The sequence below is a fragment of the Streptomyces flavofungini genome (assembly GCF_041028215.1).
GTDB lineage: Bacteria > Actinomycetota > Actinomycetes > Streptomycetales > Streptomycetaceae > Streptomyces > Streptomyces flavofungini_B.
This window is the reverse complement of record NZ_JASKYR010000185.1, coordinates 1-12345: the sequence shown is the minus strand read 5'-3', so window position 1 is coordinate 12345 and position 12345 is coordinate 1. Positions and strand designations below refer to the sequence as shown.

The following is a 12345-nucleotide window of genomic DNA, read 5'->3' as shown; positions in this document are numbered from 1 at the left end:
GGCGATGACGGCGTCGGCGGCGGGGCCCGCGTACCGGACGGCACCGGCGCCGCCGTGCAGGGCACCGGCGACGCAGAGCACGGCGGCCCCGGGGTAGCGCGCCGAACCGGCGACGACGCCCACGACGCCGCGGCGGTACTTGTCGCTCTCGCCGCCCGGCACGGGCAGCAGCCGGGCCACGTCGGCGTACTGGAGGGCTTCGAGGGCCCGCTCCCCGGGCGGCAGCTCAAGGCCGATGTCCACGAGGCGGACGGCTCCGGCGTACTCGCGGCCCGGGTCGACGAGGAGCCCCGGCTTGTACGTCCCGAAGGTCACCGTCACATCCGCGCGCACCGCCTCGCCGGGCACCTCGCCGGTGTCGGCGGCCACGCCGCTCGGCAGGTCGACGGCGACGACCGTGGCCTCACGCGCCGCCGCGACCAGGCGGGCCGCGCGCTCGCGGAGCCCGCCGCGCCCTCCGATGCCCACGATCCCGTCGACCACCAGGCGGGCCCCGGCCACGGCCTCCTCCGCGCGGACCCCCTCGGCGTCCACCACGCGGCCCCCGGCGGCCAGCAGCGCGGCGAGCCCGCCGGGGTGGGTACGGTCCGACGCCAGGAGCACCGCGCTGACCCCCGCCCCGCGACGGGCGAGCCTGGCCCCGGCGTACAGGGCGTCGCCGCCGTTGTCGCCGCTGCCCACCAGGAGGGTGACCCGGCTGCCGTACACCCGGCCGAGGAGACGGGCGCACTCGGCGGCGAGGGCGGCCGCCGCGCGCTGCATCAGGGCGCCTTCCGGCCCCCGGGCCATGGCCGCGCGCTCCGCCGTCCGTACCGTTTCCACGTCATAGGCACTTCGCATGCCGCCAGTCTTCCCCGTTTTCCGCCGGTTCGCGGCGGAGGGGCGAACCGGCGGCGGTAGCCGGGCTGTCGGCGCGCTCTGAGACACTTGTGCGCGATGAACGAGACAGCTCCCCTCCGCGTCCGCGCCGAGATCGATCTCGGCGCCCTCCGCGCCAACGTGCGCTCGCTGCGCGCCCACGCGCCGGGTGCCGCGTTCATGGCCGTGGTCAAGGCCGACGCGTACGGCCACGGGATGGTGCCCTGTGCCAGGGCCGCGCTCCAGGCGGGCGCCACCTGGCTCGGGACCGCGACCCCGGAGGAGGCCCTCGCGCTGCGTGCCGCCGGTCTTCCGGGGCGTCTGATGTGCTGGCTCTGGACACCGGGCGGGCCCTGGCGCGAGGGCGTCGAGGCCGGTCTGGACATGTCGGTGAGCGGGCTGTGGGCGCTGCGCGAGGTGACGGCCGCCGCGCGCGGGGCGGGGCGCGCGGCCCGTGTCCAGCTGAAGGCCGACACCGGCCTCGGGCGCAATGGCTGCGCGCCCGCCGACTGGCCCGAGCTGGTGGCGGCGGCCCTGCGCGCCGAGGCCGACGGGCTCGTCCGGGTCACCGGCCTCTGGTCGCACTTCGCCTGCGCCGACGAGCCGGGACACCCCTCGATCGCCGCGCAGCTCACGGTCTTCCGCGAGATGCTGGCATATGCCGAGGGCCAGGGCGTGCGCCCGGAGGTGCGGCACATCGCCAACTCCCCGGCGACGCTGACGATCCCGGAATCCCACTTCGACCTCGTGCGGGCGGGCGTCGCGATGTACGGCATCTCGCCCAGCCCCGAGCTGGGCACCTCCGCCGATTTCGGGCTGCGGCCCGTGATGACCCTCAGCGCCTCGCTCGCCCTGGTGAAGCACGTGCCCGCGGGTCTCGGCGTCAGTTACGGGCATCACTACGTCACCCCGGGCGAGACGACCCTCGGCCTCGTCCCCGCCGGGTACGGCGACGGCATCCCGCGTCACGCGTCCGGCACCGCCCCCGTCCTCATCGACGGCAAGCTGCGGACGGTCGCGGGCCGGGTCGCCATGGACCAGTTCGTGGTGGACCTCGGCGGCGACGMGCCCGCGGTCGGCTCCCAGGCGCTGCTGTTCGGCCCCGGGGACCGCGGGGAGCCGACCGCCGAGGACTGGGCACAGGCGGCGGGCACCATCGCGTACGAGATCGTCACCCGCATCGGTTCCCGCGTGCCGCGGGTCCATGTGAATGAGCGGCCGTGGCAGGGAGAGATGTCCACGAGCGGTCCGATCACTGACTAGGAGCGGCACGTGAGCGAGAGCAGCACGGGGGCTGCCGCGGCGGACGCGGTGACGGAGGCCGCCGCCGCGGCGGGGAACTGGCGGCGGGCCGGGGTCGCGGGCGCCGCGATAGGTGTCATCGCCGCGGGCGCGGCGGCGGGCGTCGCCATAGAGCGGCTCACCGTCGGCCGGGGCATGCGCAAGAAGGCGCGGCTCGCGCTCGACGCGGCGGGACCGTACGGCTCGCTGCGCGGCATGCCCGGCACGGCGTACGCGGACGACGGCACGGAGCTGTTCTACGAGGTGGAGAGCGCCGAACCGGGCGAGAGCGGGGCCGAGAGCGCGGGCCGGGGCGCGCGGGCGCGCCGCCTCTTCGGGCGAGGACGCAAGGCCCCGGCGCCGGTCACCGTCGTCTTCAGCCACGGCTACTGCCTGAGCCAGGACTCCTGGCACTTCCAGCGCGCCGCCCTGCGCGGCGCGGTCCGCGCGGTCTACTGGGACCAGCGCAGCCATGCCCGCTCCGGGCGTGGCGTCGACCAGACCGAGCGCGCGGTCCCGGTCTCCATCGACCAGCTGGGGCGCGATCTGAAGGCCGTCATCGACGCGGCGGCGCCCGAGGGGCCGCTCGTCCTCGTCGGGCACTCCATGGGCGGCATGACGACCATGGCCCTCGCCGACCAGTTCCCCGAGCTCATCCGGGAGCGCGTGGCGGGGGTAGCCCTTGTGGGTACGTCATCGGGGCAGCTCGGTGAGGTGAACTTCGGCCTTCCGATGGCCGGGATGAACGCGGTGCGGCGGGTCCTGCCGGGACTGCTGCGGACCCTCGGCTCGCAGGCCGAGCTCGTCGAGCGGGGGCGGCGGGCCACCGCGGACCTCTTCGCGGGCGTCATCAAGCGGTACTCGTTCTCGCGCAGGGACGTGGACCCCGGGATCGCGCGGTTCGCGGAGCGGATGATCGAGTCGACGCCGATCGACGTGGTCGCGGAGTTCTATCCGGCCTTCGCCGAGCACGACAAGGCGGAGGCGCTCAAGCACTTCGCCGAGCTGCCGGTGCTCGTGCTCGCCGGGGCCGGGGACATGGTCACGCCCAGCGAGCACAGCGAGGCGATCGCCGCGCTGCTTCCCGACGCCGAGCTGGTCCTCGTGCCGGACGCCGGGCACCTCGTCATGCTGGAGCACCCCGACGTGGTCACGGACCGGCTCGCGGAACTGCTCGTCAGGGCGGGCGCGGTGCGGGCGGCGGCCGACACCGGTACCGGCACCGGCACCGGTACCTCAGACCGGTGAGACGGCCGAGCCGGAGGTCCTCCAGCGGCTAACGTGGTCGTCATGGAAGCACCGCACCACCAGGCCCCCGCGAACATCGCCGCGCTCACCGTCAACTCCCCGGAACAGATGGGCGAATTGGGCCGCCGCCTGGCCAAACTGCTGCGCCCCGGCGACCTCGTCATGCTGACCGGCGAGCTCGGCGCGGGCAAGACGACGCTGACCCGCGGCCTCGGTGAGGGCCTCGGCGTGCGCGGCGCCGTCACCTCGCCGACCTTCGTCATCGCCCGCGTCCACCCGCCGCTCGGCGCGGGTCCCGCGCTGGTGCACGTCGACGCGTACCGCCTGGGCGGCGGTCTCGACGAGATGGAGGACCTGGACCTCGACGTGTCGCTCCCCGACTCGGTGATCGTCGTGGAGTGGGGCGACGGCAAGGTCGAGGAGCTCTCGGACGACCGGCTGCACGTGATCATCGACCGCGCGGTGGGCGACACGACGGACGAGGTCCGCGAGGTGACGCTCACGGGCCTCGGCGCCCGCTGGACCGAGGCGGACCTGGCGGCCCTCTCCGCGTAGCCACTCGTACGTTCACCCCAACGTTCCGACAAGGCGTCGGGAACTGTTGCGTTGGGCGGGTTCGGCGTGGTCACATGGGTGACGGAACTGGTTAGGTCTACCTAACCACGTCTGCCCGAAGCCCCCAGGAGGCATCCATGTCGGCTTCAGAACGTGACGCGGAGCCCAGGCCGCACGCGCACCCCCGGCCGCACGGGCTGCCGGTGCCGTCCGGCGCCGGGCCGCTGTCCATGAGCGCCCTGCTGGCCTCGTGCGCGGCGGCCAGCGCGGTGTCCACACCGCCCGAGGACCCCACTGCCGCCGGGGACGGGACTACGGAACGACGATGACCTTCTTGGTGACCCCGGCGAACTCCCACATCGCGGTGCCGTTCTCCCGCGACTGACGGATGCCGCCGGTCTTCTTCGACGGGTCCGGCTTCGGCGTGGAGCCGTCCACGGCCGCGCTGAAGCCGATCGCGACACCGTCCCTGTTGGTGAACCGCACGACGTGCTCGATGGCCACGCCGTCCGTGCCGGTGACCGAGCCGGAGCGCGAGCTGACCGCGTAGGTGCCGGGCGCCGGGTCGACCGAGCCCGGCGTCACCTTGAAGGTGTTCCGCACCTTGCCGGAGGCCTCGACCAGCCAGACGCGGTCGGCGTCAAGGGAGTACACGACCCGCTCACCCGTGCCGGACCGCCCCGGCACCGCCGTCGGGTCCGCCTTCTCCTTCGGGGAGCGCGAGGCGGAGGCGGCGGGCGACTTGTCGGGGCGTTTGGCCAGGCTGTCGGGCGCGCTGGCCGAGGCCTGATAGGCGAGGAAACCGACCGCGGCGAGCGCGGCGGCGGTGAGCCCGGCCACGAATCCCGCGCTGCTCCTGGACACCTTGCGCCACCCACCTTTTCGTACTGCGTACGGCTACGTGGTGACGGTAGCAGCAGGGGCCGCACATGCCGGTGCGGCCGTGCGGCGGGCGCCGGAGCCGTAGGCTGTTCGCGTGCTCTTGCTCGCTCTGGATACCGCAACGCCCGCCGTCACCGTCGCCCTGCACGACGGCTCCCGAGTCGTCTCGGAGTCGAGCCAGGTCGACGCCCGCCGCCACGGAGAACTGCTGCTTCCGGCAGTCGACCGGGTGCTCGCCGACGCCGGGCTCGGCCTGGACGCCGTGACCGGCGTCGTCGTCGGCGTGGGCCCCGGCCCCTACACCGGCCTGCGCGTCGGCCTGATGACCGCCGACACCTTCGGCCTCGCGCTCGGCGTCCCGGTGCACGGCGTCTGCACCCTGGACGGCCTCGCCTACGCCTCCGGCGTCGAAAGCGGCCCCTTCGTGGTGGCCACCGACGCCCGCCGCAAGGAGGTGTACTGGGCGCGCTACGAGGACGCGCGCACCCGCGTGGGTGACGCCGCGGTCGACCGCCCCGCGGACATCGCCGCCGAGGTCGAGGGGCTGCCCGCGGTCGGCGCGGGCGCCCTGCTCTACCCCGGCACCTTCCCCGACGCCCGCGGCCCCGAGCACGTGTCGGCGGCCGCCCTCGCCTCCCTGGCCGCCGAGCGTCTCGCGGCGGGCGAGGAGCTGCTCGAACCCCGGCCGCTGTATCTGCGCCGCCCCGACGCGCAGGTGCCGAAGAACTACAAGGTGGTCACCCCGAAGTGACCGAGGTGACCGCCGCAGCCGCGCTGCGCGAGATGCGCTGGTGGGACATCGACCCGGTGTTCGCCCTGGAGAAGGAGCTGTTCCCGGACGACGCCTGGTCGCGCGGGATGTTCTGGTCCGAGCTCGCCCACGCCCGCGGACCGCAGGCCACCCGCCGCTACGTGGTCGCGGTGGACGGCGACCGCCTCGTCGGCTACGCGGGGCTCGCCGCCTCCGGGGACCTCGCCGACGTCCAGACGATCGCCGTCGCCCGCGACCACTGGGGCACCGGCCTCGGCGCCCGCCTCCTCACCGACCTGCTCCAGGCCGCCACCGCGTTCGAGTGCCCCGAGGTGATGCTGGAGGTCCGGGTCGACAACACCCGGGCCCAGAAGCTCTACGAACGCTTCGGCTTCGAGCCCATCGGCTTCCGGCGCGGCTACTACCAGCCCGGCAATGTGGACGCCCTGGTGATGCGCCGCACCGACCCCTCCACCACCACGACCGGCGTACAAGGAACCGACATCCATGGCTAGCACGCGCGACGAACCCCTCGTCCTCGGCATCGAGACCTCCTGCGACGAGACCGGCGTCGGCATCGTCCGCGGCACCACCCTGCTCGCCGACGCCGTCGCCTCCAGCGTGGACGAGCACGCCCGCTTCGGCGGCGTCGTGCCCGAGGTCGCCTCGCGCGCGCACCTGGAGGCCATGGTGCCGACCATCCAGCGCGCCCTGAAGGACGCCGGGGTCAGCGCGAGGGACCTCGACGGCATCGCGGTCACCGCGGGCCCCGGCCTCGCGGGGGCGCTCCTCGTCGGCGTCTCGGCCGCCAAGGCGTACGCCTACGCACTCGGCAAGCCGCTCTACGGCGTGAACCACCTCGCCTCGCACATCTGCGTGGACCAGCTGGAGCACGGCCCGCTGCCCGAGCCGACCATGGCGCTCCTGGTCTCCGGCGGCCACTCCTCGCTGCTGCTCTCCACCGACATCACCTCCGACGTGCGGCCGCTCGGCTCGACCATCGACGACGCGGCGGGCGAGGCCTTCGACAAGATCGCCAGGGTCCTGAACCTCGGCTTCCCCGGCGGCCCCGTCATCGACCGGTACGCCCGGGAGGGCGACCCGGAGGCCATCGCCTTCCCGCGCGGGCTCACCGGGCCGCGCGACGCCCCGTACGACTTCTCCTTCTCGGGGCTCAAGACGTCCGTCGCCCGCTGGATCGAGGCGAAGCGGGCCGCGGGCGAGGAGGTGCCGGTGCGGGACGTGTCGGCGTCCTTCCAGGAGGCGGTCGTCGACGTACTGACCCGCAAGGCGGTCCGCGCCTGCAAGGACGAGGGCGTCGACCACCTGATGATCGGAGGTGGCGTGGCCGCCAACTCGCGGCTGCGCGCACTCGCCCAGGAGCGGTGCGAGAAAGCGGGCATCCGGCTGCGCGTGCCGCGCCCCAAGCTGTGCACGGACAACGGCGCGATGGTCGCCGCCCTCGGCGCGGAGATGGTGGCGCGCGACCGCGCGGCCTCGTCCCTCGACCTGTCGGCGGACTCCTCGCTCCCGGTCACGGAACCGCACGTGCCGGGGCACACGCACGGCCACGGCCATGACCACGACCATGTGCACGAGGTCAGCAAGGAGAACCTGTACCCGTGACCGTCGCGCTGATGTGGGAGGCCCGTGCCGCCGAGGGACGGGGCGAGGAGCTGCTCGCGTGGGTCAGGACGCGGGAGCTGGCCGGTGCGCCGGTCCGCCGTGAGCACTTCCGTGCGCATGGGGACCGGGTGCTCGTCATCACCTGGTGGGACGCCGCCCCCGACGCCGACCTGCCCGAGCTGCCGGAGCCCGCGCCGGACCTGGTGACGCGCGCGGTGCACCGCTGGCGGTTCGAGTCGGCCGACTGACGCGTCAGCCGCTCCCGGACCGGTACGTCCGGTCCTTCCGGTACGTCAGCAGGTACCGCCAGAACAGCAGCTGCCGCACGCCGCAGCCGGGCAGCAGCCGGGCCGCCGCCGCGCGGATCTCGGGGAGCGTCATGTCCGGCTCCGCGACGGGCGGCTTGAGCGGCGGCCTCCGCTCACCGCGCAGCCGCTCGTCCGCGTACACCGCCATCCTGGCCACGGCGTTGACGGGGGACGCCACGGGGTCCCACCACGTCGTCCCGGAGTAGCAGCCGAGGACGAGCAGGGCGCCGCCCGGGGCGAGGGCGGCGCGCAGCCGGGTCACCGTGGCGAACGGCATGTGGTGCAGGCTCGCCAGGCAGGTGATGACGTCGTAGCCGCCGTCGGGCAGCTCCTCCCGGGTCACGTCGGCGCGGCGGAAGCGGGGGTTGCCGCCGTCGCCCCCGTACCCCCGCGCCTCGGCGATGACCTCCGCCGACGGGTCGAGCGCGTCGACCTCGTACCCGCGCGCCGCGAGCAGCCGGGCGAAGCGGCCCGTGCCGCAGCCGACGTCCAGGGCGGTACGGCCGTGCGGCGGCAGCTTCCGCAGGAGCAGCCGGTGGTAGTGGTCGTTGTGGTCGAAGGGCATGCGGGGGAGCCTGGCACGGGCCGCGCGGGCGCCGCGCGGAAATTCCCGGAAGAAATCTTCGCGGTGGTGTCGATCCCGGCGTTCCCCGTTCGACGCAAGGGATGAGAGGCGGGGAGAGGCCCCGCCGCCACCCGCTGGGAGAGCACCATGCCGCGCTTTCTGACGATGATCCGCGTCGACGAGAAGACCGCGCCCGAGGGCGGCCCGAGCCCCGAGCTCCAGGAGCGCATGGGGGCGCTGCTCGAAGAGATCACCAAGGCTGGGGTCATGCTCGACACCGCGGGCCTCAAGCCGGTCACCGAGGGCACCCGGGTGACGTGGGACCAGGGCGAGCTGACCGTCACCGACGGCCCGTTCACCGAGACCAAGGAGGTCATCGGCGGCTACTCGATCGTGCAGGCCAAGGACAGGGCCGAGGCTGTCGAGTGGACGAAGCGGTTCCTCAGGACGCACGAGGAGTACTGGACGATCACCGCCGAGGTGCGGGAGATCGAAGAGCCCTGACGGGCCCGGCCCGGCGTCGCGTCGGGCGGTGCTTTGCCGTGGTCACGCGTGCCGGGCGGGGCTTTGCGGTGGTCGCGCCGGGGTGCTCTGATGGATGGCCGTGAGCCCTTCGCCGGAGCATCCCCGCCACGTCATCGAGACCGTCTTCCGCATGGAGTCGCCCCGCGTCATCGCGGGCGTCGCGCGGATCGTACGAGACGTCGGCATCGCCGAGGAACTGGCGCAGGACGCCCTCGTGGCCGCCCTCGAACAGTGGCCCGCACAAGGCGTCCCCGACAACCCGGGCGCCTGGCTCATGACCACCGCACGGCGCCGCGCCGTCGACCTGGTGCGCCGCCGCGAGCGCTACGCCGAGAAGCTGGCGCTGATGGGCCGCGACCTGGAGACCGCCCCGCCCGGCGCCGACGAGCCCGCCGACCCCGACGACATCGACGACGACCTGCTCCGTCTGGTCTTCACGGCCTGCCACCCGGTGCTCTCCGCCGAGGCCCGCGTGGCGCTCACGCTGCGCCTGCTCGGCGGTCTGACCACCGCGGAGATCGCCCGTGCGGTGCTCGCCCCGGAGCCGACGGTGGCGCAGCGGATCGTACGCGCCAAACGGACCCTCGCCGCGCGGGCCGTCGCCTTCGAGGTCCCCCGCGGGCCCGACCGCGAGGCCCGCCTCGGCTCGGTCCTCGAAGTCATCTACCTGATCTTCAACGAGGGGTACGCGGCCACGGCGGGCGACGACTGGCTGCGTCCCGCCCTCTGCGAGGACGCCCTGCGGCTCGCCCGGGTCCTCGCCGGGCTCATGCCGAAGGAGTCCGAGGTGCACGGCCTGGCCGCGCTGCTCGAACTCCAGGCATCCCGCACGGGCGCGCGCACCGGGCCCCTGGGCGAACCGGTGCTCCTGAAGGACCAGAGCCGGGCCCGCTGGAACCAGATGCTGGTCCGCCGCGGCTTCGCCGCCCTGGCCCGCGCCCAGTCCGCGGCCGCGGGACAGCCGCTCGGCCCGTACGCCCTCCAGGGCGCCATCGCCGCCTGCCACGCCCACGCGCACACCTACGAGGAGACCGACTGGGCGCGGATCGCCGCCCTCTACGGCCTGCTCGCCGCCCGCGCCCCGTCCCCGGTCGCCGAGCTGAACCGGGCCGTCGCCGTCTCGATGGCGGAGGGCCCCGCCGAGGGCCTGGCCCTGGTCGACGCGCTCGCCGCCGAACCCGCCCTGCGCGACTACCACCTGCTGCCCAGCGTGCGCGGCGACCTCCTGGCACGGCTCGGGCGGACGGCGGACGCCCGCGCGGAGTTCGAGCGGGCGGCCGCGCTCACCCGCAACGCACGCGAACGGCACCTGCTCCTGGCGCGCGCCGAGCGGTGCGGCCCCTCCTGATCAGCCCGCGGCGGCCGGGTGGCCGATCAGCATGGCCGGGGCGCCCGCCACGCGCGTGAGGAAGACCGTCGCCGCGTTCCTGCCCTGCGGTTTCACCTTGCGCCGCAGCTCCTCGGGCTCCACCGCCGAGCCGCGCTTCTTCACGGTCAGAATGCCGACCCCGCGCTCCCGCAGCAGCGCCTTCAGCTTCTTCACGTTGAAGGGCAGCTGGTCGGTGATCTCGTACGAGGTGGCGTAGGCGGTGTCGCGGAGCTCGTCGGAGGTGACGTACGCGATGGTCTCGTCGATGAGCCCGCCCGCGACCTCCCTGGCCACCTCGGCGACCAGATGGGCGCGGATGACGGCGCCGTCGGGCTCGTAGAGGTAGCGCCCCACGGGCCGGACGTCCGGGTCGGGCAGCATGGCGGCGGGCGCGGCCTGGAGACGGGCCCCGGAGGGCAGCAGCGTGGCCCGCACCGCCCCCGGCGTCACGTCGTCGCCGAACCACAGCACCGCCTCCTTCACGTCGCCGCGGTCGGAGATCCACTCGGCGGCGGCCTCGCCGGGGACCGCCTCGTGAGGGATGCCGGGGGCGATCTTCAGCGCGGCGCGCGGGGCCTTGCGGGCCGCTTCGACGGCCCAGGACAGGGGCGGCGAGTAGGCCTCGGGGTCGAAGATCCGGCCGCGTCCGCCCCGGCGTGCCGGGTCCACGAACACCGCGTCGTAGGCGGAGGTGTCGACCTCGGTGACATCGGCCTCGCGCACCTCGATCAGCTCGGCGAGCCCCAGCGCCTCGGCGTTGGCGCGGGCGACCGCGCAGGTCAGGGGGTCACGGTCGACGGCGAGCACGGAGATCCCGGCCCGTGCCAGGGCGATGGCGTCGCCGCCGATGCCGCAGCACAGATCGGCGAGCGAACGGACGCCGAGCGCCTCGAAGCGCGCGGCGCGGTGGGCGGCGACGGAGGCGCGGGTGGACTGCTCGAAGCCGTTCGGGGTGAAGAACATCCGGGCCGCGTCCCCGGCGTCGAACTTCGCCGCGGCGCGCTGCCGCAGCCGGGCCTGGGCCAGCGCGGCGGAGACCAGGGCGGCCGGGTGGTCGCGGCGCAGCCGGGTGGCCGCGGCGAGTTCCCGGGCGGGGTCGACGTCCCGCACCTCGTCGAGCAGGGCCCCGCCCTCTTCGGTGAGGAGGGCGGCGAAGGCGGCGAGGGGCCCGCCCGGGTCGGCGTCGTGGGCGCGCGGCGTGTTCGGGTCGTTCACCTGCCCCATTGTGGGCCAGTCGGTGGACGGTGCGGGCTGCGGCGGCGGTGTCGGCCCCGCCGCACGGCGTTGAGCTGCGAGGATCCGGCGCCATGCAACTAGTACGACAAAAGGAAGATTCCGCCGTAAGACGGAAGAACCAGATGCGCGCCGCGCTGGCCGTCCTCACCGCCGCGGCCATCGCCTCGGGGTGCGCCTCCGGGGACGGCCGGGAGGGCGCGCAGGGCGCCGGCGGCCGTCAGGCGCTGGAGGCCCCGCCCGCCGACGCCCTCGACCTCTACGCCCACCGGCTCGACAGCGCCCAGGCGGCCCGGGCCGCCGCCGCCAAGCGCTGGGGTCTGGCCGACGCCCCGCTGAAGGCGCCCGCGCCGCCCGCGAAGAAGCCGCACATCACCACCCGCGAGGGCTTCGAGGTCAAGGGCCAGTCCGAGCTGCCGCCGGTCTTCACCACGGTCCCGACCAAGCAGAAGGTCGTCTTCCTGACCATCGACGACGGCGACGAGAAGGACCCGGCGCTGCTGCGGATGATGGACGACCTGAAGATCCCCTACACGGCCTTCCTCAGCGACTACCTGGTCAAGAAGGACTACGGGTACTTCAAGAGGATGCAGGGTCACGGGGTCGCCCTGAACAACCACACCCTGAACCACCGCTACCTGCCCGCGCTCTCCTACGAGACCCAGCGCCACGAGATCTGCGGCATGCAGGACACCATCGAGAAGCGGTACGGGAAGCGCCCCGAACTCTTCCGCCCGCCCTACGGCAACTACAACCGCGACACGCTCCGCGCGGCCAGGTCCTGCGGCATCAAGGCGGTGCCGCTCTGGGCCTCCGAGGCCTTCGCCGACCACATGGAGTGGCGCGAGTGGGACCGGGACCTGCACCCCGGCGACATCATCCTCACGCACTTCCGGGGGCGCGAGGACTGGAAGGGCACAATGCCGGACATGGTTCGTAAAGTCATGAAAACGGTCACGGACAAGGGCTACGCGGTGGCCAGACTGGAGGACTACCTGTGAACCCCCGGGCGCGGGCACGCCGCCGTCTCCTCGCCGGAGCCCTCCTGAGCACCGTGCTCGCGCCCACCCTCCTCACGGCCTGCGCGGAATCGGTGGACCCCATCGAACGCCTGGGGCGCAAGGCGGCGGAGAAGGTGCCGAGG

15 protein-coding genes are annotated in these 12345 nt (G+C 74.2%); 11 read left to right on the top strand and 4 right to left on the bottom strand.

Annotated features, from left to right (window positions below):
* Positions 1-840, bottom strand: an 840-nt coding sequence (locus AB8Z36_RS15345) for an NAD(P)H-hydrate epimerase (RefSeq protein WP_369213851.1), incomplete at its 3' end; no start/stop codon positions are given.
* A gap of 96 nt (positions 841-936) precedes the next feature.
* Between AB8Z36_RS15345 and alr the strand changes: the two genes are divergently transcribed.
* From alr to AB8Z36_RS15325, 4 genes are all read left to right on the top strand, one after another.
* Positions 937-2121, top strand: a complete 1185-nt coding sequence (gene alr, locus AB8Z36_RS15340) for an alanine racemase (RefSeq protein WP_369213850.1) — start codon at positions 937-939, stop codon at positions 2119-2121.
* A 9-nt stretch (positions 2122-2130) separates the two neighbouring features.
* Positions 2131-3387 carry an alpha/beta fold hydrolase gene (locus tag AB8Z36_RS15335; protein ID WP_369213849.1) on the top strand — a complete coding sequence of 419 codons (1257 nt, stop codon included), beginning with the start codon at positions 2131-2133 and terminating at the stop codon, positions 3385-3387.
* Between the two features lie 42 nt (positions 3388-3429).
* On the top strand, positions 3430-3942 hold the full coding sequence (gene tsaE / locus AB8Z36_RS15330; protein WP_369213848.1) for a tRNA (adenosine(37)-N6)-threonylcarbamoyltransferase complex ATPase subunit type 1 TsaE: 513 nt from the start codon (positions 3430-3432) through the stop codon (positions 3940-3942).
* Between the two features lie 137 nt (positions 3943-4079).
* Positions 4080-4271, top strand: a complete 192-nt coding sequence (locus tag AB8Z36_RS15325; protein ID WP_369213847.1) for a hypothetical protein — start codon at positions 4080-4082, stop codon at positions 4269-4271.
* Here AB8Z36_RS15325 and AB8Z36_RS15320 read toward each other — a convergent pair.
* Positions 4255-4806 carry a hypothetical protein gene (locus AB8Z36_RS15320; protein WP_369213846.1) on the bottom strand — a complete coding sequence of 184 codons (552 nt, stop codon included), beginning with the start codon at positions 4804-4806 and terminating at the stop codon, positions 4255-4257. The two genes, AB8Z36_RS15325 and AB8Z36_RS15320, sit on opposite strands and share 17 nt — an antisense overlap.
* A gap of 112 nt (positions 4807-4918) precedes the next feature.
* Here AB8Z36_RS15320 and tsaB point away from each other — a divergent pair, with 112 nt between their 5' ends.
* From tsaB to AB8Z36_RS15300, 4 genes are read left to right on the top strand one after another with little or no spacing between them, the layout of a single operon-like run.
* Positions 4919-5575, top strand: coding sequence for a tRNA (adenosine(37)-N6)-threonylcarbamoyltransferase complex dimerization subunit type 1 TsaB (tsaB, locus tag AB8Z36_RS15315; protein ID WP_369213845.1), 657 nt, complete (start codon positions 4919-4921; stop codon positions 5573-5575).
* Positions 5576-5607: 32 nt separating this feature from the next.
* A complete protein-coding gene (rimI, locus tag AB8Z36_RS15310) occupies positions 5608-6090 on the top strand; it encodes a ribosomal protein S18-alanine N-acetyltransferase (RefSeq protein ID WP_369213852.1) in 483 nt (160 codons plus the stop codon).
* Positions 6083-7201 carry a tRNA (adenosine(37)-N6)-threonylcarbamoyltransferase complex transferase subunit TsaD gene (tsaD, locus tag AB8Z36_RS15305; protein ID WP_369213844.1) on the top strand — a complete coding sequence of 373 codons (1119 nt, stop codon included), beginning with the start codon at positions 6083-6085 and terminating at the stop codon, positions 7199-7201. The genes rimI and tsaD overlap by 8 nt, the downstream gene beginning before the upstream one ends.
* Positions 7198-7449 (top strand): hypothetical protein, encoded by a 252-nt coding sequence (locus AB8Z36_RS15300; RefSeq protein ID WP_369213843.1) that lies wholly within the window; start codon positions 7198-7200, stop codon positions 7447-7449. The genes tsaD and AB8Z36_RS15300 overlap by 4 nt, the downstream gene beginning before the upstream one ends.
* Positions 7450-7453: 4 nt before the next feature.
* Here AB8Z36_RS15300 and AB8Z36_RS15295 read toward each other — a convergent pair whose 3' ends face one another.
* Positions 7454-8074, bottom strand: coding sequence for a class I SAM-dependent methyltransferase (locus AB8Z36_RS15295; protein ID WP_369213842.1), 621 nt, complete (start codon positions 8072-8074; stop codon positions 7454-7456).
* 147 nt (positions 8075-8221) lie between these two features.
* On the opposite strand from AB8Z36_RS15295, the gene AB8Z36_RS15290 reads away from it, so the two are divergent.
* Together AB8Z36_RS15290 and AB8Z36_RS15285 are read left to right on the top strand one after the other, a co-directional pair.
* Entirely contained in the window at positions 8222-8578 is a 357-nt protein-coding gene (locus tag AB8Z36_RS15290) for a YciI family protein (RefSeq protein WP_369213841.1), read from the top strand.
* Between the two features lie 94 nt (positions 8579-8672).
* Complete coding sequence (locus AB8Z36_RS15285; RefSeq protein WP_369213840.1) at positions 8673-9947, top strand: RNA polymerase sigma factor; 1275 nt, start codon at positions 8673-8675, stop codon at positions 9945-9947.
* Here the strand turns inward: AB8Z36_RS15285 and AB8Z36_RS15280 are convergent, their stop codons facing one another.
* Positions 9948-11192 carry a THUMP-like domain-containing protein gene (locus AB8Z36_RS15280; RefSeq protein WP_369213839.1) on the bottom strand — a complete coding sequence of 415 codons (1245 nt, stop codon included), beginning with the start codon at positions 11190-11192 and terminating at the stop codon, positions 9948-9950.
* 134 nt (positions 11193-11326) lie between these two features.
* On the opposite strand from AB8Z36_RS15280, the gene AB8Z36_RS15275 reads away from it, so the two are divergent.
* Complete coding sequence (locus AB8Z36_RS15275; RefSeq protein ID WP_369213838.1) at positions 11327-12202, top strand: polysaccharide deacetylase family protein; 876 nt, start codon at positions 11327-11329, stop codon at positions 12200-12202.
* Positions 12203-12345 lie beyond the last annotated feature (143 nt).